Source organism: Micromonospora sp. MGP-C2, assembly GCF_057766525.1.
Window position 1 is genome coordinate 1,257,598 of the sequence record NZ_JBYMEN010000002.1, and the last position, 25,411, is coordinate 1,283,008.

Annotated in this window: 22 protein-coding genes and 1 pseudogene; 8 read left to right on the forward strand and 15 right to left on the reverse strand. The window is 71.7% G+C overall.

Annotation, left to right across the window (positions count from 1 at the left end; genetic code table 11):
• Window positions 1–2 precede the first annotated feature (2 nt).
• The 4 genes from AC3CF1_RS05495 to AC3CF1_RS05510 all read right to left on the reverse strand — a co-directional run bounded on the left by AC3CF1_RS05495 (window position 3) and on the right by AC3CF1_RS05510 (window position 7,978).
• On the reverse strand, window positions 3–1,847 hold the full coding sequence (locus AC3CF1_RS05495) for a S9 family peptidase (RefSeq protein WP_488449716.1): 1,845 nt from the start codon (window positions 1,845–1,847) through the stop codon (window positions 3–5).
• Complete coding sequence (locus AC3CF1_RS05500) at window positions 1,848–3,626, reverse strand: N-acetylglutaminylglutamine amidotransferase (RefSeq protein WP_488449717.1); 1,779 nt, start codon at window positions 3,624–3,626, stop codon at window positions 1,848–1,850.
• A 99-nt stretch (window positions 3,627–3,725) separates the two neighbouring features.
• Window positions 3,726–6,395, reverse strand: a complete 2,670-nt coding sequence (locus AC3CF1_RS05505) for a glutamate--cysteine ligase (protein WP_488449718.1) — start codon at window positions 6,393–6,395, stop codon at window positions 3,726–3,728.
• Between the two features lie 233 nt (window positions 6,396–6,628).
• A complete protein-coding gene (locus tag AC3CF1_RS05510; protein ID WP_406084013.1) occupies window positions 6,629–7,978 on the reverse strand; it encodes a cellulase family glycosylhydrolase in 1,350 nt (449 codons plus the stop codon).
• A gap of 163 nt (window positions 7,979–8,141) precedes the next feature.
• Between AC3CF1_RS05510 and AC3CF1_RS05515 the strand changes: the two genes are divergently transcribed.
• A complete protein-coding gene (locus AC3CF1_RS05515) occupies window positions 8,142–9,119 on the forward strand; it encodes an aldo/keto reductase (protein WP_488449719.1) in 978 nt (325 codons plus the stop codon).
• A 22-nt stretch (window positions 9,120–9,141) separates the two neighbouring features.
• Here AC3CF1_RS05515 and AC3CF1_RS05520 read toward each other — a convergent pair whose 3' ends face one another.
• Genes AC3CF1_RS05520 through AC3CF1_RS05530 form a run of 3 tightly spaced genes read right to left on the reverse strand, consistent with a single transcriptional unit; the run spans window position 9,142 to window position 12,210 of the window.
• Window positions 9,142–9,885 carry a YqjF family protein gene (locus AC3CF1_RS05520; RefSeq protein ID WP_488449720.1) on the reverse strand — a complete coding sequence of 248 codons (744 nt, stop codon included), beginning with the start codon at window positions 9,883–9,885 and terminating at the stop codon, window positions 9,142–9,144.
• Between the two features lie 37 nt (window positions 9,886–9,922).
• The gene (locus AC3CF1_RS05525; RefSeq protein ID WP_488449721.1) at window positions 9,923–11,080 is read right to left on the reverse strand and encodes a winged helix DNA-binding domain-containing protein; all 1,158 of its coding nucleotides are present in this window, start codon (window positions 11,078–11,080) and stop codon (window positions 9,923–9,925) included.
• Complete coding sequence (locus AC3CF1_RS05530; protein ID WP_488449722.1) at window positions 11,077–12,210, reverse strand: epoxide hydrolase family protein; 1,134 nt, start codon at window positions 12,208–12,210, stop codon at window positions 11,077–11,079. Before AC3CF1_RS05530 ends, AC3CF1_RS05525 begins: the two co-directional genes overlap by 4 nt.
• A 62-nt stretch (window positions 12,211–12,272) precedes the next feature.
• On the opposite strand from AC3CF1_RS05530, the gene AC3CF1_RS05535 reads away from it, so the two are divergent.
• The 4 genes from AC3CF1_RS05535 (at window position 12,273) to AC3CF1_RS05550 (ending at window position 15,840) form a co-directional block, all read left to right on the forward strand.
• Window positions 12,273–13,241: a helix-turn-helix transcriptional regulator gene (locus AC3CF1_RS05535; protein ID WP_488449723.1), complete on the forward strand. Its 969-nt coding sequence runs from the start codon at window positions 12,273–12,275 to the stop codon at window positions 13,239–13,241.
• 94 nt (window positions 13,242–13,335) lie between these two features.
• A complete protein-coding gene (locus AC3CF1_RS05540) occupies window positions 13,336–14,259 on the forward strand; it encodes an RNA polymerase sigma factor (RefSeq protein WP_488449724.1) in 924 nt (307 codons plus the stop codon).
• 114 nt (window positions 14,260–14,373) lie between these two features.
• A complete protein-coding gene (locus tag AC3CF1_RS05545) occupies window positions 14,374–15,258 on the forward strand; it encodes an alpha/beta fold hydrolase (RefSeq protein WP_354980693.1) in 885 nt (294 codons plus the stop codon).
• Window positions 15,259–15,378: 120 nt separating this feature from the next.
• Window positions 15,379–15,840, forward strand: coding sequence for a DUF5709 domain-containing protein (locus AC3CF1_RS05550; protein ID WP_088951810.1), 462 nt, complete (start codon window positions 15,379–15,381; stop codon window positions 15,838–15,840).
• A 60-nt stretch (window positions 15,841–15,900) separates the two neighbouring features.
• On the opposite strand, the gene AC3CF1_RS05555 is transcribed toward AC3CF1_RS05550, so the two are convergent.
• The 4 genes from AC3CF1_RS05555 to AC3CF1_RS05570 all read right to left on the reverse strand — a co-directional run bounded on the left by AC3CF1_RS05555 (window position 15,901) and on the right by AC3CF1_RS05570 (window position 20,000).
• Window positions 15,901–17,481, reverse strand: a complete 1,581-nt coding sequence (locus tag AC3CF1_RS05555) for a DHA2 family efflux MFS transporter permease subunit (protein ID WP_088948606.1) — start codon at window positions 17,479–17,481, stop codon at window positions 15,901–15,903.
• A gap of 203 nt (window positions 17,482–17,684) precedes the next feature.
• A complete protein-coding gene (locus AC3CF1_RS05560; RefSeq protein ID WP_488449725.1) occupies window positions 17,685–17,933 on the reverse strand; it encodes a hypothetical protein in 249 nt (82 codons plus the stop codon).
• 128 nt (window positions 17,934–18,061) lie between these two features.
• Entirely contained in the window at window positions 18,062–19,312 is a 1,251-nt protein-coding gene (locus tag AC3CF1_RS05565) for an HNH endonuclease signature motif containing protein (RefSeq protein ID WP_488449726.1), read from the reverse strand.
• A gap of 112 nt (window positions 19,313–19,424) precedes the next feature.
• Entirely contained in the window at window positions 19,425–20,000 is a 576-nt protein-coding gene (locus tag AC3CF1_RS05570) for a DinB family protein (RefSeq protein WP_210923333.1), read from the reverse strand.
• Between the two features lie 140 nt (window positions 20,001–20,140).
• Between AC3CF1_RS05570 and AC3CF1_RS05575 the strand changes: the two genes are divergently transcribed.
• On the forward strand, window positions 20,141–20,653 hold the full coding sequence (locus AC3CF1_RS05575) for a DinB family protein (protein WP_330466749.1): 513 nt from the start codon (window positions 20,141–20,143) through the stop codon (window positions 20,651–20,653).
• Between the two features lie 16 nt (window positions 20,654–20,669).
• Here the strand turns inward: AC3CF1_RS05575 and AC3CF1_RS05580 are convergent, their stop codons facing one another.
• From AC3CF1_RS05580 to AC3CF1_RS05595, 4 genes and pseudogenes are all read right to left on the reverse strand, one after another.
• Window positions 20,670–20,840: a hypothetical protein gene (locus AC3CF1_RS05580; protein ID WP_355160745.1), complete on the reverse strand. Its 171-nt coding sequence runs from the start codon at window positions 20,838–20,840 to the stop codon at window positions 20,670–20,672.
• A pseudogene (locus AC3CF1_RS05585) lies at window positions 20,798–21,009 on the reverse strand (transposase); the annotation flags it as partial. The pseudogene AC3CF1_RS05585 and the gene AC3CF1_RS05580, both read right to left, overlap by 43 nt.
• A gap of 63 nt (window positions 21,010–21,072) precedes the next feature.
• The gene (locus AC3CF1_RS05590) at window positions 21,073–21,876 is read right to left on the reverse strand and encodes an IclR family transcriptional regulator domain-containing protein (RefSeq protein WP_088948609.1); all 804 of its coding nucleotides are present in this window, start codon (window positions 21,874–21,876) and stop codon (window positions 21,073–21,075) included.
• A 3-nt stretch (window positions 21,877–21,879) separates the two neighbouring features.
• Complete coding sequence (locus AC3CF1_RS05595; RefSeq protein ID WP_088948610.1) at window positions 21,880–23,316, reverse strand: amidohydrolase family protein; 1,437 nt, start codon at window positions 23,314–23,316, stop codon at window positions 21,880–21,882.
• A 198-nt stretch (window positions 23,317–23,514) separates the two neighbouring features.
• On the opposite strand from AC3CF1_RS05595, the gene AC3CF1_RS05600 reads away from it, so the two are divergent.
• Together AC3CF1_RS05600 and AC3CF1_RS05605 are read left to right on the forward strand one after the other, a co-directional pair.
• A complete protein-coding gene (locus tag AC3CF1_RS05600) occupies window positions 23,515–24,651 on the forward strand; it encodes a CaiB/BaiF CoA transferase family protein (RefSeq protein WP_354980700.1) in 1,137 nt (378 codons plus the stop codon).
• A complete protein-coding gene (locus tag AC3CF1_RS05605; protein WP_088951811.1) occupies window positions 24,636–25,406 on the forward strand; it encodes a citryl-CoA lyase in 771 nt (256 codons plus the stop codon). Before AC3CF1_RS05600 ends, AC3CF1_RS05605 begins: the two co-directional genes overlap by 16 nt.
• The last annotated feature ends 5 nt before the right edge of the window (window positions 25,407–25,411 follow it).

Consider the following 25,411-nt stretch of genomic DNA (forward strand, 5'->3'; position numbering starts at 1 on the left):
CCTCAGCCGACGGTGGCCGTGGCCGCGGCGAGGTGCCGGGTCAGCCAGGCGGTGGTGGCCGTACGCGCCGCCTCGGCGTTGGCGCGCGTCAGGAAGTCGTGCCCCTCGCCGGCGAGCACCAGGTGCCCGTGCGGCACGTCCCGGGCGGCGAGGGCCTGCGCCACCTGCGCCGACTCGCCCGCCGGCACGTTGGTGTCGTTGGCGCCGTGGATGAGCATCACCGGCACGTCGAGCCGGTCGAGGTGGGTCATCGGCGAGAGGTCACGCAGCAGTTCCGCGTCGCGCTGCGGGTCGCCGTACTTGCTGACGGCGGCGGCGGCGATCCACGGCTCGGTGCCGGCGTAGAAGGTGTGGAAGTCGGAGATCCCGCACTCGGCGACCCCGGCGGCGAACAGCCCGGGAAAGTTCACCAGCACCGCGAGGACCAGGTAACCACCGTAGGAACGGCCCAGACAGCCGAGCTGACCGGGCCGGGCGACGCCGCTGTCGACGAGGAAGTCCGCGCAGGCCGCCACGTCGGCGATCGCGCCGTACCGGCCGGCGAGGTTGTCGGCCGCGACGAAGGACCGGCCGAAGCCGGACGAGCCTCGCACGTTCGGCGCGAACACGGCGATGCCCTGCGCGACGAGAGCCTGGAACAACGGGTTGTAGCAGGGACGCTCCTGCGCCTCCGGGCCCCCGTGCAGACTGATGGCGGTCGGCCAGGGACCCGGCCCGACCGGGCGGTAGAGCCAGCCGGAGAGCGGCAACCCGTCGCGGGCACGCAGGTCGACGAGGTGCGGCGCGACCCCGCCGTCGCCCGTACGCGCCACACCGGTGTCCGGCCGCAGCGGGCGCAGCGCCCCGCTCGTCGGGTCCACCAGCCAGACCTCCCGAGGCTGCACCGGCCCCTGCGCGGTGACGCAGAGCAGGTCACCGCCGGCGGCGAAGACGGCGTCGTCGAGCACCTCGCCCGGTGCCACCACGGCCCGCTGCACGCCACTGGCGAGGTCGAGCAGGCTCATCTCACTGCGGCCACCGTAGGTGTTCCACAGCAGCGCGACCCGCCGCCCGTCGGCGCTCGGCACGGCCTGCTCCAGCTCGGCGTCCGGCCGTCCGGCGAGCCGGGTCGGCGGCTGCTCCGGTCGGGTCAGGTCGACCCGCACCAGCGCGGCGAGTTCCGAGAACGCGTCGGTGCGGGCCAGCACGCTGGTCCCGTCCGCTCCGAACCAGCCCTGGTCGGTGCTGCCCTGGCCGGTGTCCGGGAACAGTCGCCGCCGAAAGCCGGTCGCCACGTCGAGCACCTCCAGCCAGCGCGCGTTGCGCGGGCCGCGGCGCAGCAGGGCGATGCCGACGTCCGGGGTGACGTCCAGGAGCGTGAGCAGGTCCCCCTCGGCGAGCACCCGCCGGTGCCCGGTGCCCGCGTCGACCAGGACGGCCCGCGCGTGCTCGTCGGTCTCGGTGACCATCAGGACCGCGCCCTCGGGCAGCCAGCCGGCCAACGCGGCGCTGCGACGGCCGAACCCGGCGACCTGGCGGCGTCGTGACCCGTCCGGGCGCAGCACCCACAGCTCGGTGCGGGGAGCGCCGCCGGGGGCGACGACGCAGGCCAGCCACTGCCCGTCCGGGGACCAGCTCAGCGCGAGCACCGGGTCGTCGCCGGTGGGCAGCGCGACAGCCTCGGCGGCGTCGACGTCACGGACCCAGACGCCCGGCGCGCCGGCCCGGTCGGAGAGGAACGCCACCCGGCGACCGTCGGGCGACGGCGCGGGCGCGTGGTCCTCGCCGGGAGGCAGCGGCGGTGCCGGCCGGTGGCCGACGGGTCGGGCCCGTCGGGCGGTGCGCGGCACCTCGGTCCGTACGCTCATCTAAACCCCGATCCGCTGCAACCAGAGCTCCAGCAACCCGAGTTGCCAGAGCGCGTTGGAACCCAGCGTGGTCCGCCGGGCATTGGGCGCGTCCAGCAACTCCTCCAGGTAGTCCTTGCGGAACAGGCCCCGCTCGCGGGCCGGCCGGGCGGTCAGCGCGTCGCGCACGTCGTCGAGCAGCGGGCCGGAGAGGTGCCGGATGGCGGGCACCGGAAAATAGCCCTTCGGCCGGTCGATCACCGCGTCCGGGACGATGCCCCGGCTCGCCGCCTTCAGCACGCCCTTGCCGCCCTGCGCCAGCTTCATCCCCGGTGGGCAGGCGGCGGCCAGCTCGACGACCTCGTGGTCGAGGAACGGCACCCGGGCTTCCAGCCCCCAGGCCATCGTCATGTTGTCCACCCGCTTGACCGGGTCGTCGACCAGCATCACCAGGCTGTCCTGCCGCAGGGCCGCGTCCAGCGCGGTGTCCGCGCCCGGTGCAGCGAAGTGGGCGGCCACGAACTCCAGGCTCGCGTCGTGGTCGAGCATCCACTCGGGCGCCAGGTGCCCGCCGAGCGCGTCGTGACGACGGTCGAAGAACACCCGGGCGTACGCCTCGACGGCGTCCGCCCTGGCCACGTTGGCCATCGGCGGGTACCAGTCGTAGCCGGCGAGGATCTCGTCGGCGCCCTGCCCGGACTGGACCACCGTGATCCGCTGCGAGACCTCCTCGGACAGCAGGTGGAACGCGACGCAGTCGTGGCTGACCATCGGCTCGCTCATCGCGGCGATGGCGTCGTGCACGGCGGGGACGAACCGGCTCGCGCCGATGCGGATCTGGTGGTGGTCGGTGCCGAAGTGACGAGCCACCAGATCGGAGTAGTGGAACTCGTCCCCGCTCTCCCCCGCCGCCGCCTCGAAGCCGATGCTGAAGGTGGCCAGCCCGGTCTGGCCCTGTTCGGCCAGCAGGGCGACGATCAGGCTGGAGTCGAGGCCGCCGGAGAGCAGCACGCCGACCGGCACGTCGGCGACCATCCGTCGGCGTACGGCGGTGCGCAACGCCGCCATGAGCCGTTCCTGCCACTCGTCGGCGGACATCGGATCGGCCGCGGCCCTGGTGAACTCCGGCCGCCAGTACAGCGTGTCGGTGCTCCGGCCGGTCGCGGTGATCACCCGCACGGTCGCCGGTGGGAGCTTGCGCACCCCGGCGAGGATCGTGCGCGGCGGGGGCACCACCGAGTGGAAGCTCATGTAGTGGTGCAGCGCCACCGGGTCGAGGTCGGTGTCCACGTCACCGGCGGCCAGCAACGCCGGCAGGGTGGAGGCGAAGCGGATCCGCCCCGGCCCCTCGGCCAGGTAGAGCGGCTTGATGCCGAGCCGGTCGCGGGCCAGCACCAGGGTGTGCGTGGCCATCTCCACCAGGGCGAACGCGAACATCCCGTAGAACCGTTCGACGCAGGCCGCCCCCCACCGGTGGTACGCCTTGAGGATCACCTCGGTGTCCGAGGTGGATCGGAAGGTGTAACCGGCGGCGATCAGCTCGTCGCGCAGCTCCCGGTAGTTGTAGATGCAGCCGTTGAAGACGAGGGCCAGACCCAGCTCGTCGTCGACCATCGGCTGGGCGCCCGCGTCGGAGAGGTCGATGATGCGCAGCCGTCGGTGCACCAGGGCCGCCGGCCCCTGCTGCCACCGGCCCTCACCGTCCGGGCCACGGGAGGCCAGGGCGGGGAGCATCCGCTCGACGGCCGCCATGTCCGGTGGCGTCCCGTCGAAGCGGAACTCGCCTCCGATACCGCACATGCCACGCACCTCTGTTCGGCTCGGGTCCGCTCGGGCCGCTGACCGGTCCAGGCTTGGCGGACCGGGTTGCGTCCCGATGACGGGCGGGTCAAGCGTGGGTTACACCGACGGCCGTTCGTCTCCACCGAGCAGCCAGGTGTCCTTGGACCCGCCGCCTCGGGACGAGTTGACGATCATGCTGCCGGCCGGCGCGACCCGGGTCAGCGCGACCGGCGCGACCTCGGCGGTGTCGCCGAGGAACACGAAGGCCCGCAGGTCGACGTGACGGGGGGCGAGAGCCGTGCCGTCGAAGACCGGGTGGGTGGTCAACGCGATCATCTCCTGGGCGATCCACCGGTGCGGGGCCGCGAGGATCTGCTCCCGGACGGCGTCCAGCTCCTCCGCCTCGGCCCGGGGGCCGATCACCACCCGGTCGCCGCCGTACCCGTCGACCGGTTTGAGCACCAGCTCGTCGAGCCGGCCCAGCACCTCGGCCCGCTGCTCGGGCAGCCCGCACAGGTACGTGGGCACGTCCCCAAGCAGAGCCTTCTCGCCCAGGTAGTACTCGATCAGCCGGGGCACGTACGCGTACAGCGCCTTGTCGTCGCCGACGCCGTTGCCCAGCGCGTTGGCCAACGTGAGTCGCCCGGCGTGCACCGCGGCGAGCAGCGGCCAGCCCAGCGGCAGCCCGTCGGCGCCCGGCGCGTGCAGCAGCGCCTCCTCGTCCATCCGCAGGTAGATCACGTCCACCTCGCGGCGGCAGCCCTCGCGGACCAGCCGGACCCGGCCGTCCTCCACCAGCAGGTCGTTGGTCTCGGTCAGGGGCACGCCCATCTCGTCGGCGAGCAGCCGGTGCTCGAACCAGGCGGGATCACCGGGACCGCTGCTGAGCACCACCACGGCGGGATCGTCGGCAGCCGCAGGCGCGGCGGCGACCAGCGCCCGGTGCAGCATCGCCGGTGTCTCGTCGGCGGGCAGCAGATCGGCCGGCACCGGCAGCTCCGGCAGCACCGCCTGTGTCAACCGGCGGTTCTGCACCGCGTAGCCGATCCCGGAGGGCACCCGCAGGTTGTCCTCCAGCACATACCAGCCGCCATCCGGGTCCCGGACGAGATCGGTGCCGGACACCTGGGCGCGGGTTCCCCTCCGGCCCATCAGCGCCCCGGTCGGGCGCAGACCGGGCGAGGATTCCACCACCCATGCCGGCACGACGCCGTCGGCCACCACGGCCCGGTCCGCGTAGACGTCCCGCAGGAACGCGTCGAGGGCGCGGGCGCGCTGCACCAGGCCGGTGCGCAGGGTCCGCCAGTCGGCGGCGGGCACGACGCGCGGCACCAGGTCGACGGGGAAGAGCCGGGTGCTCGCCTCACCGGCAACGCTGAACGTCACACCGCGGGCCCGCTGCTCCTCGTCCCGGTCGTTCTCCCGTTGACGCAGGCCGCCGGCGCCGAGGCCGCGCAGGGCGGCCAACAGCGGACGGTACGCGGGCTCCGGCCCGCCGGGCCCGAAGACCTCGTCGGACGAGTCGGTGTACGTGGGCAGGACGGGCAGCGGCGACACTCCGGGCAGTGGCCCCCGGACCCGGCCCCGGGTCTCGTCGAGGAGCAGGTCGACCACGTCGGCCAACCGGCCGCGCCGCTCGTACGCCCGCCGCTGCCGCGCGGCGGAGCTGCCGCGTTCCAGCGCGTGACGGGTCAGCTCGCTGACCTGTTCCCAGTCACCGGTCGCCTCCAACTGCGGACGCAGGTCGGTCACCAGGCGGCGGACCGCCTCGGCGGCCGGCACCGGCCGGGCCGAGCGGGGCAGGTCGAGCAGGTCACCCTCCAGCCCGGACCGGGCCGCCCGCCACACGGCGGCGCGCAGCACCGGTGGCCGTACGCCGGTGCGCTCGACCCCGGCTCGCAGCGCCGCGACCTCCCGTCGGACGAGCGCCCGGAACAGGCCGGTGAGCAGGACGATGGTCTCCACGTCGGAGTTGGCGTCGGTGATCCGCAGCTCCACTGTGGGAACGTGGGCCGACGGCCGGACGTCGAAATAGATCATGGCAGGGTCGGTGATGGTCTCGGAGGAGATCAGCTCGGCGACCAGAGCCTCGTGGTCCCCGGCGCTGGTCACCTCGCCCGGGTCCCCCGCCGTGGGCCAGCGTTGCCAGACCAGCGACCGGACGCTGGCGTAACCGCTGTCCTGACCCATCCAGTACGGCGAGCTGGTGGAGAGGGCGAGCAGGACCGGCAGCCACGGCTGGACCCGGCGGGTGACGGCCACCGCGAGATCCCGGTCGGACACCCCGACGTGCACCTGCGCGCCGCAGATCAACTGCTCCCGGGCGAGCAGCTGGTATTCGTCGAGCATCCGTCGGTAGCGGGAGGTGGGGGTGACGCTCGGGTCCCCGTCGGCGCGCAGCGGCACCGTACCGGCCGCCACGATGCCCAGCCCGGCCCGGTCCGCGACCCGGACGGCGAGCTGACGCAGCCTGGTCAGCTCGTCGCGGATCTCGTCGAGGGTGCGACAGACCGCGGTGTTGGTCTCCACCACGCTGCGGTGCAGTTCCGCGGTGAACGAGGTCGCCGGCAGCCGGTCGAGCAGTTCCCCGGCCCGGGGCACCAGCTCGCGGGTGTGCAGGTCGACGACGTGGAACTCCTCCTCCACGCCGATCGTGGCCAGGTCCGCCGGGTCACCGTCGTCCAGCGACGCGACCGGGTTGGTGCGGGGTGTGGGCAGCGTCCGGCCGTTGCCGGACCGGCCCATCGACCCGTCGAACGTCGGCACGTTCGTGGTGTTGTCGGCCATGGTCACCCCGGTTCGCGTGTCGGTGGTCTCGGCTGTCCGACGAGCGTTCCCAGGGTTGGTACCGGGGGTGTTTCCAGCGCGTTAAGGTGACGCGCCGTTCTGGCCGGGCTGCTCAGCGACGCGCAGCACGCTCCTGCCGGGTCGACGGGCATGGTGATGTCGGGGTATCCCGTCGATCCGGATACCCCGACATCAGTGAACGCGTGTCGATCACGGCCTGGGAGCGGCCGGGATCACCTCATGTTGGCGACCACGAACGGCGCGTGGCCGTGCAGGTAGTTGTTCCACCCGCCGGTGACCGGCGCGCCGGGGCTGAGCAGGTTGGTGGTGTCGGTGCCGACGTCGAGCTTCCACGCGGTCCAGGAGATGCCGTTGGTCTTCATCCAGTCGATCCAGGACTGCGCCTCCGGCAGGCAGGATCGGCCGTCCAGGCCACCGTCGGCGTGGCTGGCGCCCCACTCGGTGACGAACAGCGCCAGGCCGGCGCGGATCGCCGCATCGCCCTTGGCCCGCAGCGACGCGCCGTGCGTGCACGAGTAGAAGTGCAGCGTGTACATCAGGTTGGTGCCGGTGACCGGGCTGGCCGCCGCGACGTCCACGTCCTGCGACCAGGTCGGCGTGCCGAGCACGACGATGTTGTCCGGGTCGGCGGCGCGGATCGCGGAGACCACCGCCTGGTGGTACGGCTTGATGACGTTGGTCCAGCTCACCTGCAACGGCTCGTTGTAGGGCTCCCAGATGACGTTGGGCAGGTGACCGTAGCGGCGGGCCAGATCACCGAAGAACGCCACCGCCTGGGACTGGTTGTTCTGCGCCTCGTGGGCGTGCCAGTCGACGATCACGTACACACCGGCGGTGACCGCGTTGTTGATGATGGTCTCCACCTGTGCACGCGCCTTGGCCGGGTCACTGAGGTACGCGCCCGCCGGCTCCACGCCCATCGCCGCGCGGATCACCTGGAGGTTCCAGTTGTCCCGCATCCAGGTCAGCGCGGAGAGGTTTTCGGCGTACGGGGCGGTCTCCCAGTTGAGCCACATGCTGCTGATGCCGCGCAGCTGCACCCGTGCGCCGGTCTTGTCGCACATCGTCGTGCCGCAGACCCGCAGCTGCCCGTACCGCTCGACCGGGGTGCCGGTGGTCGGTGGTGGGGTCGTGGGCGGTGGCGTGGTCGGGGGCGGCGTGGTCGGGGGTGGGCCGCCGGCGCACGACGCGCCGTTCACAGTGCAGTTGACCGGGGTGCCGGAGCCGTTGACGAGGAAACCGAACGACGTCGAGGCGCCCGCGGCGAGGGTGCCGTTCCAGGACACGTTGGTGAAGGTATAGCGGCTGCCGGAGGTCGACTGCTGCGCGTTCCACGACTGGCTGACGGTCGAGGAGGACGGCAGGTCGAACTCGACCCGCCAGCTCGTGATCTGTGCGGAGGTGTCGTTGGTGACGGTGATCTGCCCCTGGTAGCCGTTGCCCCAGTTGTTCGTCACGGAGAACACGGCGGTCGCCGCGCTGGCCGGGGTGGCGGTGATGGCCACCCCACCGGCCAGCAGGCCGGCGACGGCCAGGGTCGTGACAAGTCTCAGTGCGCGCATGCGGAACCCGCTTCGGATCGACGGTGGTGGTCTGAGGCGGGGCGGCGCCTTCGCGCACAATATCGATCAATGCAAATGGAGGCAAGGCGGGGGCGCCAGGACCCGAGGCCGCTGAACCCCCGGGCGGGTGCGGGCCGGCAGCGCTGGTCGTAGCGTGGGGCGCATGCGAACCACCACGCTGGGCAGCGCAGGTCCCGACGTCGGCGTCATCGGCCTCGGGTGCATGGGCATGAGCCACGGATACGACATCAGCGGCCCCCGCGACGACGACACCTCGATCTCGGTCATCCACCAGGCTCTCGACCTGGGCGCCACCCTGATCGACACGTCCGACGTGTACGGGCCGTACACCAACGAGGAACTGGTCGGGCGGGCGCTGGCCGGCGGCCACCGGGAGCGTGCCGTCCTGGCGACGAAGGTCGGCCTGGTGGCGACCTCCCCCACCGGTGGTCCCGGCAACTCGCCGAAGATCGGCAACAACGGCCGTCCGGAGCACATCCGCGCGGCGATCGACGACAGCCTGCGCCGGCTCGGCACCGACCACGTCGACCTCTACCAGTTGCACCGGGTCGACCCGGAGGTGCCCATCGAGGACTCCTGGGGCGCGATGGCGGAGGTCGTGGCGGCGGGCAAGGCGCGGCAGATCGGGGTGTCCGAGGTGACGGTGGCCCAGATCAAGCGAGCCCAGGCGGTGCACCCGGTGGCGTCGGTGCAGTCCGAGTTGTCGCTGTGGACCCGCGACCCGCTGGCTGAGGTGCTGCCGTACTGCGCCGAGCAGGGCATCGCCTTCCTGCCGTTCTCCCCGCTCGGTCGCGGTTTCCTCGCCGGCCGGTTCACCTCGTTCGACGACCTGCCCGCCGACGACTTCCGTCGTGGCCTGCCGCGTTTCCAGCAGGACGCGCTGCGCGCCAACCTCGCCATCGTCGCCCGGGTCCGGGAGATCGCGGACCGGGCCGGCGTCACGTCCGCGCAGGTCGCGCTCGCCTGGGTGGTCGCCCAGGGTGACCAGGTCATTCCGATCCCCGGGACCAAGACCCCGAAGTACCTGGCGGACAACTGCGCCGCCGGCGACGTCCGGCTCGGCGCCGAGGACCTGGCCGACCTGGACGCCCTGCCCGCACCCGAGGGCGGTCGCTACTGACAGCCCGGCGGCCCGGCTCCACTCAGCCGGGCCGCCGGACCGCCACGGGCGGGCCGAACCTGACCCCGACACCGGGCGAGTAGAGCACGCTGACCGGCGGGCCGACCGGTGCCGGCAGCCCGGCGGCGGCAATCAGCTCGTCGTCGAGGTGCAGCAACTCGGCCCGGTGCAGCGGCCAGCGCGGGTGCCAGTTCGGCAGGTGCAGCGTGCGCCCGTACGCCCGGGTGTGCAGCCCCCAGCGGGCGGTGACGAAATGCTCAAGGGGCGTCGGGTCGTCGACCTGCTCCCCCACCCGCACCACCATCCGGCTCGTCGTGCCCGCCGGGCCCGGCCAGCGTCGCCGGCAGCGGTAGGTGAGGCGGTCACCGTCGCGGTCCATCCGCATCGACGACCAGAGGTACGGCAGCCGCAGCGTCGCCCGTGCCACCAGCACCGGCACCAGGCGGGACGCGTCGAGCGATCGGAACACGACGGCCCGCCGGCCGAGGTCGTCGACCGAGTAGAGCCGGACGTTGGTCTCCCAGAAGGTGCCGAAGTACGGCACACCGGGGCCCCGCCCGAAGCCCAGCCCCACCATCCGGAAGCCGATCAGCCCGACGTGGCTGACGCCGTCCAGCGTGTCAGGACGGGTTCCGGCCGGCAGCAGCGGTGCGACGAGCGCGGGGTCGACGGCCCAGTGCAGGAAGGTGAGGTCCTCCCAGCGCTGGCCCAGGACGGCCCAGGGGAACGACTGCCGGGGCGAGTGGTCGACCGGTTCGGGGTGCACGCTCTCATCCTCGCCCATGCGGTGGGCCGGCGTGGTCTCAGGCGTGTGGACCGACACTGACGGTGCCGATGGTCAGCGACGCCTCGCCCTCCAGGATCTCGCCGATGCGTTCGACCTCCTCCGCCAGTTCCCGTTGCCGGGCGGCGTCGAGCGTCCGCAACGGCTCGACGGTGACACGGATCGAGCGGCCGGTGCGGCGTTGATGCCACACCCCGGCGACCACCCCGTCCACCAGCAGCACCGGATAGTTGCCGGCCTGGCCACCGGCGAGCGCACGCTCGGCGGCGGCACCGGGAAAGAGTTGCTCGCGGGGGTGGCAGCCGACCGCGTACGCGTCGAAGTAGGGCAGCAGTCGCAGCCCGGACGGCCGGTCGTCGGGGAACTCGGTGTCGTCGGCGGCCACCCAGGCCCGGGTGCCCTCCACTGTCACCTCGGTCAGGTCGAGCGAGTCGAACAGCGACGTCGCCCATCCCGGGGGCACCGCCATCCACCGGGCGAACTGCGCCGGGGTGGCCGGCCCGTACGCGTGCAGGTAACTGCGGACGAGTGCGGCCAGGGCGGCGGGACCGGGCATCGGCGCGAAGTCGGGCAGCCACCGGGTCGGGCTGGTGTACGTGCTGACCCGACCGCGATTCGGGCCGAAGCAGATCACTCCGCCCCGGGTGGCGGCGGTCATCGCGGCGATCCACCGGGGCCATTTGTCCTGGAACGCCTCCATGACCAGGTCACCCGCCCACGGGCCGGTGCGGGCGACGATCTCCTCGGTCAGCTCGGCGGTGGTCAGGTCGGCCTCGGCAACCGCCTCGGCGATGGCCGCGAGGACCTGCTCGGTCTGCCGGGGTGTCAGCAGGACCGCACTGCGCTCCCACGAGGGGGTCGGCAACGCGGTCATCGCGCCGACCCACATCGGCAGGTCCGCTGCGGCGAGCAGGTGCACGGTGCCGCGCGGCCCACGGGTCTTGACCAGCGTGCGGTCCGTCCACAGTGCCCGGAGCACCAGGGCGCGGGTGGCGCCCGGCACCCGCAGCCCGATGGACAGCTCGGCGGCGGATGCGATCTGGGCGTGCGCGCCGCAGATCGTCGACACCACGTCGGCGACGCGTGCGGCGTGCGGTGCCGCGTCCACCACCGGTGTGCCGAGCCGGTGCCGCCGTAGGCGTCGAGCGGACACCTGCGCCCAGCTCAGGTCGGTCATCGCAGGCCCCTGAAGAACGCGCGGATGTCCGCCGCGTGCGCTAGCGGTTCGTCCATGGCCACGAAGTGGCTGCCCGGGTTGCCCTGCGGCCAGTGGACGATGGTGTTGTCCCGCTCGGCGAGGCGGCGCATCAGCGCGGACCCGCCGCCGTACACACCGGACGGCACCCGCCGCTGGCCGGTGGGCCAGGCGAATCCGCCGTCGTCGGCGACGGTGAGTCGCTCGTACATGGGCCACGCCGACGTTCCCGACGTGCCGGTGAACCAGTAGAGGCTCACGTTGGTGAGCAGGTGGTCCCGGTCGATGGCCTGCTCCGGCGTCGGCACCGTCATGGTGAACTCCTTGAACTTCTGCATCATCCAGGCCAGCAGCCCGACCGGCGAGTCGTTCCAGGCGTACGAGAACGTCTGCGGCGCCGCTCGCAGCAGGGCGTGATGGTCCACGCCACCGCTCATCCACTGCTGCATCTGCTCCCACTCGGCGCGTTCCTCCGCGCTCATCTCCGGCACGTCGGCGGCGGTCGGAAAGCCGAAGCCACCGTCGATGTGTACGCCGACCACCTGCTCTGGCGCCACCGCCGCCACCTGCGGCGCGACGTACGCACCGAGGTCGCCGCCCTGGGTGCCGTAGCGGTGGTAGCCGAGGTTGGCCATCAGCTCGGCCCACATCCGGGCGAGCCGGTCGATCGTGAACCCGGCCGGCGGCGCCTGCGAGAAACCGTAGCCGGGCACCGACGGCACCACGAGGTGAAACGCCTGCGTGGGGTCCGCGCCGTGGGCGCGCGGGTCGGTCAGCGGGCCGATCAGCTCGGTGAACTCGACCACGGAGTTCGGCCAGCCGTGTGTCAGCAGCAACGGCAGCGCGTCCGGCTCCGGCGAGCGGACGTGCAGCAGGTGCACGTCCAAGCCGTCGATCTCGGTGACGAACTGGGGCAGGTCGTTGAGCCGAGCTTCGTGCGCCCGCCAGTCGTATCCGCTCGCCCAGTGTTCGGTCAGCTCGCGGAGGTAGTCCACCGGCACCCCACGGCTCCAGCCGGTGCCGGGCAACGAGCGGGGCCACCGGGTGCGGGTGAGCCGGTCACTCAGGTCGTCCAGGTCCGACTGCGGTATGTCGATGCGAAATGGCGTCATGCCGGAAACGCTACGGGCCATGTAGGACAGGTTCTGTCACACATCGCTGGCAAGCTGAGGTCATGTCCGACACCCCCGCCCGACTGCTGGGTCTGCTGTCGCTGTTGCAGACGCCGCGCGAGTGGCCCGGCAGCGAACTGGCCACCCGGCTCGGCGTCAGCCTGCGCACCATTCGCCGCGATGTGGAGCGACTGCGTGACCTCGGCTACCCGGTGCAGGCGACGATGGGGGCGATCGGCGGTTACCGCCTGGTGGCCGGCAAGGCGATGCCTCCGCTGTTGCTCGACGACGACGAGGCGGTGGCGATCGCTGTCGGTCTGCGCACCGCCGCCGGTCACGCGGTGGCCGGCATCGAGGAGGCCTCGGTACGGGCGCTGACAAAGCTCGAGCAGGTGCTGCCGTCCCGGCTGCGGCACCGCGTCAGCGCGCTGGGGGCGGCCACCGAGCCGCTGCTCACCTGGGCGGGACCGACGGTCGACCCGGCGCACCTGAGCGCGCTGGCCGGCGCCGTCAACAACCGGGAGCAACTGCGGTTCACCTACCGCCGTCGTGACGGCGTGGACACCGAACGGCTCGTCGAGCCGTACAAGCTGGTGTCGGCGGGTCGGCGCTGGTATCTGGTGGGCTACGACAACGACCGCGACGACTGGCGCATCTTCCGGGTCGACCGGATCACCGACCTGCGGCACACCCGGACCCGGGTCGCCGCCCGGCAACTGCCGGCGTCGGACGCCGCCTCGTTCATGACGGAGAAGCTGCTTGAGCTGACGCCCGTCTACCGGGCGGTGGTGACGCTGTACGCGCCGGTCGAGCGGATGGCGGGCCCGCTCGGTGGCGCTGGCGTCGAACTGGAGCCCATCGACGCGACCTCCTGCCGGTTGCGCAGCAACGCCGACACGTTGGAGTGGTTGGCGTGGCGCCTGTTGACTCTCGGTTGCGACGTGGAGGTGCACGAGCCGCCGGAGTTGATCGCGCACCTGCGGCAGCTCGGGGTCCGAGCCACCCGCGCCGCCAGCCCATCCACAGCGTAGGACGGCCGCCGAGCCGGGGCATCGGCCCGCCGACCCGCCGTACGCTTGGTCGAGCACAAGCGTACTAAATCGGTATTTCGGGGAGGAACTGGGCGTGACGCAGAGCGACGCGGAACTGGTCGCGCTGGCGCAGGCGGGAGACGCGGCGGCACTCGGAGCGCTGCTGGCCCGGCACGAGGCCGAGATGCGGGCCGTCGCGTTGAGCGTCCTCGGTTACGGCCCGGACGCCGAGGACGCGGTGCAGGACGCCATGGTGGTGGCGCTGCGTCGCATCGGCGAGGTCCGCGACCCCGCCGCCGTCGGCGCGTGGCTGCGTGCCATCGTCCGCAACAACAGTCGGATGACCGTGCGAGGGCCCAGAGCCGTCCCGGTCGCCGAACCGGATTGGTTCGCCCGCCCCGCCGACACACCCACCCCCGAGGAGGCACTGGACCGGGGGGCGATGCGCGACTGGGTGTGGCACGCCATCGGGCAGTTGTCCGAGCCGGACCGGCTGGTCACCCTGTTGCGCTACTTCAGCGACGCGTCGTCGTACGAGCAGATCGCGGCCGTGTGCGGCGTGCCGGTCGGCACCGTCCGCAGCCGCCTCAGCCACGCCCGCCGCGCGCTAGCCGGCGGCCTCCGCGCGGCGGCGACCGCGGCGCACACCGACGTCACCGCGGCGACCAAATCGCGGTGGCGGGAGGGTCGCGACATGATCGCGACGGCGATGGGCGGCGACTTCGACCGGGTGGTTCGTGAGAGCTGGTGGCCGGACGCCGAGATGGTCGTGCCGGGCGGCCCGCGCGGCGGTCGTGACCTGGCGATCCAGGGCATGAACCGAGACCTGACAGCAGGGGTACGCCAACGGCTGCGCAACGTGGCGGCCAGCGGCGACGTGGTGATCTGGGAGACCGACCTGATCAGCCCGCCCGACGACCCGGAGCACTGCCCACCCGCGGCGCTGTGGTTGCAGGTGCTGCGCGAGGGGCGAGTGCGCCGCCTCACCCTCTTCCACCCCGTCCCGGCGCTGGTCTGAAGAACACTTCCCCGACCGAGCGAACTTTTCCCTCGTCCCGCGCATCTGGTCCGCGTCATGCGCCAGTTGCCGTGCGGGCATTCGCCGCACGGGTCTCGGAACGGGAGATAGTTCATGGGTTCCACCAGCCACGACGTCAGCGCCCTCGCGCCGGGCGCCCACACCTTCACCGTCGACGGCGTTCGGCAGGTCTACCACGTCGCCGGCACCGGCCCGGTCTGCGTGGCGCACTCCGGCGGCCCCGGCATCGAGTGGGCCTACCTGCGGGCGCCGAGCCTGGAAGAGCACTTCACGATGGTGTACGTCGAGCCGGTCGGCACCGGCGCCTCGGGGCGCCTCGACGACGCCGCCGACTACCGTCTCGACACGTACGTCCGGTTCCTGCACGCCGTCGTCGAGCACCTCGACGCACCCCGGGTCCACCTCCTCGGGCACTCGCACGGCGGTTTCGTCGTCCAGCGCTACGCCCTCGCACACCCGGACCGGGTCGCCGGTCTCGCCCTGTACGACACCTCACCCGTCACCGGCGCCGAGTTCTGGGCCGAGGCGATGGCCGGTCTGGCCGCGTACCCGCAGCGGCACCCGGACCGGCCGGAGGCGGCGGCGGTTCCGGCCGCCTTCGGGCAGATCGGCGCGGCGACGGACGACGAGTCGTTGGGGGCTGCCCTGCGTGCCGCCCTCCCGGTGTACTTCGCGGACTTCTGGGGCCGACAGGACGAGTTCGTCCCGTTCCAGGCCGCCGTGCGCATCTGGTCGGCGCCGGCCGGCGCGCAGGACCCCACGCCCTTCGACGTACGGGACAACCTCGGCGAGATCATCGTGCCCGTCGTGGTGATCGTGGGCGCGTACGACTTCATCTGCGGTCCCCGTTGGGCCGAGCAGGCGCACGCGGGCCTCAAGGACTCACGGCTGGTCGTGCTGGAGCACAGCGGGCACTTCGGGCACATCGAGCAGCCGACGGATTTCACCGAGGCCGTGGTGGGGCTGCTGAGCCGCTGACCCGGCACCGGCGTCGCAGCCCGAGGTCCGTTCGTCACAGCGGGCAGGCCTCGGGCTGCGCCGGCGTTGGACGGTCATAGGCTGGGCACTTTGGTGCACCGTGACGAAGAGGAGACCGCCGTGAGCCAGACCGAACGGATGGATTCCGTCGACGAGTGGAACGTGGCCGAGGACGACGGGGTCCTGGACGCCTCGGACACCCTGGACGACGACCGCGTCGGCGACCCCCTCGACACCGGCATCGTCGCCGAGGACCACTGGACGGCGGCGAACCGGTTCGGCACCACGCCGGCCGAGGAGCGGGCGGGCGAGTCCCTGGAGCAGCGCCTCACCCAGGAGGTGCCGGATGTCGACCCGTACGCCGAGGGCGGCGACGACGAGGACGAGCTGACCCGCCGGGGCTACGAGGCCGAGGCGCGCGCCGGCCGTCTCGTCGCGTACGACGAGGGCGTCCGCGAGGACGACGAGGCCGAGTCGGTGGCGTGGGACGCCGGGATCGACGCGGGTGCCGCCAGCGCCGAGGAGGCCGCGGTCCACGTGGTCGAGGACCCGGACGGCCCCGGCGACGGCCCGCTGCGCTGACGACCGCCCGACAGCGCCGCGCTCACCATCCGTGGATGGTGAGCGCGGCGGGCGGGTTGCTCAGTGGATGACGACGGGCGTCTTGACCAGCTCGCCCTGCGGGTCGTCGAGCTGCGCCGGCTGACGTCGGCGCGGCAGCAGAGCCGCAGGGATGAACGTGAGCACGACCAGCGCGAACGCGACCCAGAACGTGGTGGCGAACGACTTGGCGGCGAAGTCGAGCCCTCGTTCGATGATGGACGGGTCCACCGGCATCTGCTGGAGCAGCTCCGGCCGCTGCTGGGAGGCGATGGCCAGCCCGGCCTCGGTGACCGGCTTGCCGCTCTCGTCCACCAGGCCGGGGATCGGCCGCGAGCCGTTCAGCTCGTTGGTGAGGATCACCGACATCACGGCGGCGCCGACCGACCCGCCGATCTGCTGGAGGATGTTGACCAGGGTGGAGCCGCGTGCCACCTCCTGAGCCTGCAACGTCCGCAACGCGGACGTCATGATCGGCATCATCGTGCCGCCCATGCCCAGGCCCATCACGAACAGCGACCCGCCGAGCAGCCAGTACGAGGTCTGCGGGTCGACCTGGGTGAAGCTGAAAAACCCGACGACGATGAGCCCCAGCGCGAACGGGACGGTGCGCCCGATCGGCACCCGGTCGGCCAACGTGCCGGCGATCGGCATGGTGATCATCGCGCCGATGCCCTGCGGGGCCATCAGCAGACCGGCCGCCAGCGTCGTCTCGCCGCGCACCTGGAGGAAGTAGCTCGGGAACAGCAGGCCGGCGCCCATGAACGCGATGATGAACACGAACAGCGTCAGCGACGCGATGGTCAGGCTGCGGTTGCGGAACAGCCGCAGGTCGAGCAGCGGGTGCCGGGGCTTGAACGAGTAGAGCACGAACGCCACCACCAGCGCGCCACCGACGAGCATCGGGGCCCAGACCTTGGCCTCGGTGAAGGTGCCCGCCTCCGGCAGCGACGAGACGCCGTAGAGGAAGAGCGCCAGGCCCGGCGAGAGCATGAGCATGCCGACGAAGTCGAACGACTCGGACGGCTCGGGGGCGTCCTTCGGCAGCGCCATCTGCGCGTAGATCAGTGCGACGACGCCGATCGGCAGGTTGATCAGGAAGATCCAGTGCCAGCTCGCGGTGTCGATCAACCAGCCGCCGAGGATCGGGCCACCGATCGGCCCGAGCAGCATCGGGATGCCGAGGACGGCCATCAGTCGGCCGATCCGGTGCGGCCCCGCCGCGCGGGTCATGATGGTCATGCCCAGCGGCATGAGCATGCCGCCGCCGAGGCCCTGCAGGACGCGGTAGCCGATCAGCTCGCCGATCGTGTCGGCCGTGGCGCAGAGCCCCGAGCCGATGGTGAACAGGGCCAACGCCACCATGTAGAGGCGTTTGGTGCCGAACCGGTCGGCCGCCCAACCGCTGAGCGGGATCACGGTGGCCAGGGCCAGGGTGTAGGCGGTCATCGTCCACGCGACGCGGGCGTACGACGCGTCGAACTCGCTCTGGAAGGTGGGCAGCGCCACGCTGACCACCGTCACGTCGAGGATCGACATGATCGCGCCGAGGACGACGACGCCCGCCACCTTGAGCACCGCGGCGTCGAGTTTGTCCGCTGTCGCGACGGATTGCTGTGTCACTGACTCTCCTGAAGTCGATTGAGCCGGCCAATGGTGGGCGGTGGCGGCGATGCCGCGCCGACCAGGCGCGGGGGCGCGACGTGCCAGGACGACGACGCGCGCAGGCAGACTAACTGCCGGTTGTGACGATTCGCCGCCGGTTTTCGTGACCGCCGGGCCGCGTATCCGAACGGCCGTCCATTTACAGCCACTCGTCGGGGTGGCTACCAACCAGCAGAACCGCCAGCCGGACGGGCAGCGGCCCGGATCAGCCCGGCGAAGGCCAGGGATCGGCGGCGCGGCAGCCACGCAGTCACCATCGTCACGCTCGGCGCGTCCACCACCGGGTCGCAGCGAGGGCGGCGGCGGGCACGGCGGCACGGCGAGCACAGCGGCACGGCGAGCACGGGCGGCACGGCGAGCACAGCGGCGTCTACCGCGTTGAGGGCAGCCCGGCCCTCGACCAGCAGCACCGAACCGGGGTCAGGGCGAGCCAGCGTGCGGATCCTGGTCCGCGCCGCGGTGGCCGGGTGGAATCAGGGCGCTGTGCTGGCCACTCGATCGGCCTGCTGACCGGGGTGGTCGTTGCTGCTCGTGGTGCTCACGTTCGTCGGTGGTAGTGGTTGCGACGGGGTAGTTGTTCGGGGTCGAGCCAGGCCGGTGGGACGAATTCGGGGTGGCCGTCGCCTGCCAGGCGCACGGTCCACTCACTGTGGTGCAGGTGCCGGTGATGGTGGCCGCAGAGCAGGACGGCGTTGGCGAGGCTGGTCTGGCCGCCGTCGGCCCAGTGCTCGATGTGGTGGGCGTCGCACCAGCGCGGTGGTCGATCGCAGCCCGGGAAGGCGCAGCCACCGTCCCGCAGCACCAGGGCTCGCCGGAGGGGGCCGGTGATGAGACGGCGTTGCCGGCCGATGTCGAGTGGCTGGCCGGCTCCGCTGAGGACGGCGGGAAGGATGCCGGCGTCGCAGGCGAGTCGGCGCACGGCCTCGGGGGTGAGGTGCAGGCCGGTGTCGAGAGTGCCGCTGCCCAGTTGCCGGGTCAACCCGTCGTAGTTGGTGGTGACGACGACCTGGGCGCAATCGCCGCCGTGCTCGGGCAACTCGCCGGTGCGCAGGGCGAGGCGGCACACGTCACTGAGGGCGTCGTGCCGGCGCTGCGCGGGAGTGCGCTGGTCATCAGGGCCCGACGGTGCGCTCAGGGGGTCGATGGCGGCGCGGAGCAGCCCGGCGGTCTCGGTGTCGAGGATGCCCGTGAGTCGCAGACGGCCGTCGGTGAGGGTGGAGAGGGTGAGGTGCCGGTCGCGGGTGGCGCGGCGGGCTTCGGCATCCAGGGCAGCTTTGGCTGCGGCGTCGGCGATGTCGGGTGCGACGTGGTCGAGGATGCGGGTGCTGAGTTTACGGAGAAGGGTGGGGTCGAATTGCCCGGCCCACTCGACGAGCACTCCGAGGGCCTTGTCAGCGGCCTCGGGACCGGCGGCGGTCTGCACGGTGTCGATCGTGTCGGTGATGACCCGGGCCTGCTCCACGGTGATGTGGCCATCGGCCAGTGCGTGGCGTACGCCAGGGTTGCCGGTGTCCAGGACGGCGGCGAGGTCGACGAGGCGGCGAGCGGCCGGGATGGTGAGGCGTAACCGTTCGCGGAGCCAGACCGCGGTGGATGAGGCACCCTGCGTGGTGGCGGTGCCTCGGCCGTCGAGCTCACGGACCAGGGCCAGCTTCACCGCCGCGAGACGCTGCTCGATGCGGTACGCGGTGTCGAGGGCGGCGATCAGCTCACCCTCGGGCAGTGCCCAGATGGCCGTGTCGGCGCAGGCCGCGATGGCGTCCTCAGCCTGCGGCAACTCCTCGACCATGACCTGAATCTAGAACACATGTACGACACTTTCAGTTATCATGATCGATCCGCAGCAGGCCAACCTGGCCCTCATCGCCGCCACCATCTGGCTGCCATGATCGACAGAGGACCTAGTTGCTGCGTTTGCCGGCGTCGAGGGCAGCCTGCTCCACTCGCTGGCGGTGGTCCAGCCACCACGACTCGTCGGCGGGGGGCAGGTTGTCGTTGCTGGGCAGCAGCCCGGCCGCGCCGTCGATGAGTTCGCGCACGATGTCAGCGTGGCCGGCGTGTCGTTGGGTTTCCGCGATGACGTGAACCAGGACGTGGTGCAACGTGACCGCTGCGTCACCCCACCACGGCACGCGGCCGACCTCGTCCAGCGCGAGGGCTTCGATGGTGGTGTCGGCGTGGGCGATCGCGCGACGGTACATCCCGACGATCTCCTCGCGGGTCTCATCCGCGGTCGCCCACATGTCGGCATTGGCCTCCGCACCGTCACCGACGTACGACAGCTCCTGGTCGAAGGGTCGGCCGAACACGACGCCGAAGTAGAGGATCTCCATGGCCGCCGCGTGCTTCACCAGACCGAGCAGGTTGGTCCCGGTCGGGGTCAACGGACGCCGAATATCGTATTCGCCGAGCCCGTCGAGCTTCCACAGCAGCGTGTCGCGGCCGCCACTCAAGTAACTGTGCAGGTCTGCCTTCATCGCGGCACTATGGCATCCGGCCGGGTGTCGGCGCCGCCCCGGACGATCCGCGGAGCTCATGCCGGCAGGACAGGACGCCTAGGCGTGTCCTGCCGATCTTGGTGCGGCGGGACGGAACCTCAGAGGGTTAGTGTGTCGATGTGACGACTGCACGGCCGCTCGACAGCGAGGAACTCGCGAGCACGGCTCCGGAGCGTGAGCTTCTGGAAGCCTTCATCGATGCGTACCGCGATGTCATCATCGCCAAGCTCCGAGGGCTGCCGGAGGATGACGCCCGCCGGAGCCTGGTGCCCTCGCTCACCACGCTCATCGGTCTCGTCAAACACGCCGCCGCTGTTGAGCGGAACTGGTTCCAGCACTGCCTGGGACAGCAGCCGCGTGAACAGATCCCGGGTAACTCGTTCGGTGACGACGCCAGTTGGCAGGTCGGCTCGGACGAGACGGTCGCAGACGTCATCGCGGAGTACGCCGCGGTCTGTGATCGATCGAGGCAGGTCGCAGCCGGCTTCGCCCTCGACGACACTGTGCCTCATCCCCGCCTGGGCAGGGTGTCACTGCGCTACATCTACGTGCACATGATCCGTGAGTTGGCACGGCACTGCGGCCAAGCCGACGTTCTCCGGGAGCAGATCGACGGCACGACCGGCGACTAACGTGCATCCTTGCTGATCATCGAAGCCAGATGACAGCGGCGATGAGGGCCAGGCTCGACCGGTGGAGGGATGCCCGTTTGGCGTAGCGGGTGGCCAGATCCCGCCACTGCTTGAGCCCGTGCCGGATCCCGCGTTGCCGCAGTGCTCGGCGGTCCACCGTCGCAGGCGTTCGTGGCAGGTCTTCCACGGTCCGAACCGTTCCGGCAGGTCACGCCACGGGGCACCCGTGCGCAGCTTCCACGGAATCCCGTTGATGACCTGACGGTGATCCCGCCATCGCCCCGACTGCTGCCTGGCTCCGGTAGCAGCGGCGCGATCACCGCCCATGCCTCATCGGTCAGTTCACCACGACGCACCACCGACACATCGTCAACGACCCACCGCTACAAGATCGGCAGGACACGCCCTGGCCAGCGCACCTAGACGGTGACCACCGGCACGGCGGCGGTCAGCGCCCAGTCGTGCCCGATGTCGGCGGCGGCGCGCAGCAGCCTCGGCAGATGCTCTTCCCGCAGGGTCTCCAGCGAGGTCTCGGCCGCGTGCACTGTCACGTTGATGGCGGCGACGACACGTCCGTCGCCGTCGCGTACGCCGGTCGCGACGGACCGGATTCCCGGGGCCAGGTCCTGGTCGGCGAGGGCCCAGCCCTTCGCCCGCACCTCGCGCAGCACGGCGTCGAGGTCGCCCGGGGAGGGCTGCCAGCGTGGTGTGATGCCGGAGCGGGTCGGCTCGGCGAGCACGGCGGCCAGGGTTTCCGGTGGCAGTGCCGCGAGCAGCACCTTGCCCATCGAGGTCGCGGGAGCCGGGAAGCGGGTGCCGATGGTGACGCCGAGCGTCACGATCTTCGGGACGGCCACCCGGGCGACGTAGACGATGTCGCTGCCGTCCAGCTGGGCCATCGAGGTCGACTCGTTGGTCTGCGCGACCAGCTTCTCCATGTGCGGGCGGGCCACGTCCCACATGTTCAGCGCGTTGACGTACGCCATCCCCAGCTCCAGGACGCGCGGGGTGAGGGTGTGGCCACGGCCGACCGCGCGGACGTAGCCCAGCGATTCGAGCGTGATGAGGATGCGCCGGACGGTCGGCCGGGCGAGGCCGGTGGCGGCGGCGATCTCGCTGAGCGTCATCGACGGGCAGGCCGGACGGAAGGAGCGCAGGACGTCGAGGCCACGGGCGAGAGCCTCGATGAAGTCGGGCCCGGCGCCCCTTCCGTTGTCACTCATGTCCTAATGCTTCCATTGCGCCGAGCCGGCGTCCCACTCGGTGTACTGGTAGGGGTTCTCCAGGATCGCGGTCTCGGGGACGTCCGGGTTCATGCCTCGCTGCCACGCCTCCTCCCCCATCGTCTCGCGGAGGTGGTCGATGGTCGACGCCACCGCGGCCCGCGCGGCGGCGAGGTCGACGCCGACGAGGCGGCCGTCCTGCTTGACGATTCGCCCACCGACCAGCACGGTGTGCACGTCGCCGCGCTGGGCCTGGAAGACGACGTGACCGTGCGGGTTCAGGATCGGGAACATCACCGGCGACGCGTCGTTCTTGATCAGAACCACGTCGGCCTGTCGGCCGGCGGTGAGGGCGCCGATCGTGGAGTCCATGCCGAGCGCGCGGGCGCCGCCTCGGGTGGCCCACTCGACGACCTGCTCGGCGCGCAGGTGACAGTGGGTGATGGTCTCCTGTTTGGCGTGCGCCTCCAGGTGCTCGCGGGAGCGGTCCGCGCCGAGCGTGCTCCGCATCGCCGAGAAGAGGTCGCCGCTCCACCACACGCTGGTGTCCATCGACAGCGACACCGGGATGTCGTGGTGGCGCAGCTGCCAGGTGGGCGGGTAGCCCTGACCCGCGCTCTGCTCGCTCTCGGTGGAGACGGAGACGGAGCCGCCGGTCGCGGCGATCCGGTTGTACGAGTCGTGGGTGAGCGTCGCCGCGTGCACGTAGACCGTCGACGGGGTCATGAACCCGTTCTCGTGCATCAGCCGGATGCCGTCGTCGTTGGTGGCGCCCCAGACTCCGGCGTGGGTGGTCACCGCGGCGCCCAACTCCCGGGCCACCTCGAAGGCGGCCCGCTCCGGGAAGGCCGGGTCGCCGGTGACGTCGAACGCCATCTGGAAGCCGGCCAGCTTGCCGCCGTCGATGCGGCGGCGGTGGAAGTCCCGGAACTCCGGCGAGGTGGCCCACTGCCAGGGCCCCTGCTGGATGTTTCCGTAGGCGAGCACGAACCGTCCGTCGACCGCCTCCAGGGCGTCCACTGCCGCGTCGGCGTGCTCGGGCGTCTGGAGCCCGTGTGACCAGTCGACGGTGGTGGTGACGCCCGCGTCGATCGCCTCGATGGCACCGAGCAGGTTGCCGGCGTAGACGTCCTCGGGGCGGAACAGCTTGCCGGATTCGAGGTAGTACCAGACGAAGTACTGGGTCAGGGTCCAGTCGGCGCCGTACCCACGCATGGCGGTCTGCCACATGTGCCGGTGGGTGTCGACCATGCCCGGCATCAGGATGCCGCCGGTGGCGTCGATCTCCAGGGCGTCGTCGGGCGCGGTGAGGCCGACGCCGACCTCCGCGATCCGGTCGCCGACGACCAGCACGTCGGCGCCGGGCAGCACGGTGTGGGCGTCGTCCATGGTGAGAACCAGGCCGTTTCGGAAGACCACCGGCCGGTCGGTTGCGCTCATCGCCACCCATTCCTTTCCGGGGTACGAGGGGAGTCCGGACTCTTGTCCGCTGTGCGGCCAGCCCGAGTGGCGCAAGTGTGGTCCCGGTCACGAGACGTGTCAAGAGCGTGTTTCCTCGCGATGAATACACCGTTGACAGCCTCCTTGCGGTATCGCAAGCTGTGCGGGCGGACAGGTGTCCGCAGGACGGGCGGAAACATGGTGCAGCAATCGGCGGGGCCACTGGCCGGCCTGCTCGTCGCGGACTTCTCCCGGATCCTCGCCGGGCCGTACGCGACGATGCTCCTGGCCGACCTGGGCGCACAGGTGATCAAAGTGGAGAGTCCCGGTGGCGACGACACCCGCACCTGGATGCCGCCCACCCGCGACGGCGTCTCGACGTACTACCTCGGCATCAACCGCAACAAGCGGTCGGTCGCCCTGGACCTCAAGAAACCGGACGACGTGGCCGCCGCGCAGGAGCTGGCCCGCCGCGCCGACGTGATGATCGAGAACTTCCGGCCGGGCGGCCTCGCCCGGTTCGGCCTCGACTACGACAGCGTCGCCGCGAGCAACAACAGGATCGTGTACGCGAGCATCAGCGGTTTCGGCACCGGCGCGGGTAGGGACTTCCCCGGCTACGACCTGATGGTGCAGGCGATCTCGGGCCTGATGAGCCTCACCGGCGACCCGGACGGCTCGCCGTACCGGGCCGGGATCTCCGTCTTCGACGTCATGGCCGGGCTGCACGCGAACATCGGCATCCTCGCCGCGCTGCGCCACCGTGGCGAGACCGGGCGGGGTCAGCACGTCGAGGTCAACCTGCTCAGCTCGGCGCTGTCCGGGCTGGTCAACCACTCCAGCGGCTACGTCGCCGGCGGCACCGTCCCGTTCCGGATGGGCAACGCGCACCCCAGCCTCTTCCCGTACGAGCCGCTGCCCACCGCCGACGGCGAGCTGATCGTCATCGCCGGCAACGACGGGCAGTTCCGCAAGCTCTGCCAGGTGCTCGACCTGCCCGAACTGCCCGACGACCCGCGCTTCGGGCGCAACCAGGACCGCACCGCCAACCGCGAGGAGCTGCGACCGCTGCTGGTGCAACGACTCGCCCAGCGGACCAAGGACGAGTGGTTCCGGGACCTGCTCGCCGCGGGCGTCCCCTGTGCGCCGATCAACACCATCGACGGCGGCGTGGCGCTCGCCGAGGAGCTGGGGCTCGATCCGGTCGTGGCCGTCGGTGACGTGCCCGGCGTCCGCAACCCCATCACCTTCTCCGACACCCCGGCGCGCTACGAGCTGCCTCCGCCGGGGCTCGACGAACACGGCGAGGAGATCCGCGCGTGGCTGAAGAACTGAGCTTTCCGACCGGGATCGGCACGTCCGACCCGACGAGCATCTCCCTGCTCGGGCAGGACCTGGCCGGCGACCTGATGGGCGAGGTCGGCTTCGGCGAGCTGGCGTACTGGCTGGTCGCCGGCCGCCGGCCCACCCGGGGTGAGGTGCGGGTCTTCGAGGCGGTGCTGGTGGCACTCGCCGATCACGGCTTCACCCCGACGGCGATCGCGGCCCGGCTGACGTACCTGTCGGCGCCGGAGTCGTTGCAGGGCGCGCTCGCCGCCGGCCTGCTCGGCGGCGGCTCCCGCTTCCTCGGTGTCACCGAGGACTGTGGACGCTTCCTCGCCGACACCCTCGCGGGGGCCGGTGAGGTGACCGACTACGACGCGCTGGCGCTCGACGCGGTCACCCGGGCCAGGCAGGAGCGCCGACTGGTCCCCGGGCTCGGGCATCCGGTGCACAAGGAGCAGGACCCGCGCACGCCCGTGCTGATCCGGATCGCCACCGAGGAGGGTCTGCACGGCCCGCACCTGCGGCTGTTCGAGGCGATCGGGCGGGTGCACCCGCAGGTGCTCGGCCGGACCCTGCCCCTCAACGGCGCCGGGGTCTGCGGCGCGGCGCTCGCCGACCTCGGGCTCCCCGTCGAGATGCTGCGGGGTTTCGCCCTGCTGGCCCGCGCGGCGGGGCTGCTCGGGCACCTCGCCGAGGAGCGGCGCCGCCCGCTCGGCATGGACATCTACCGCACCGTGGACCGCAACGCCGTCTACGAGCCCTGATCCCC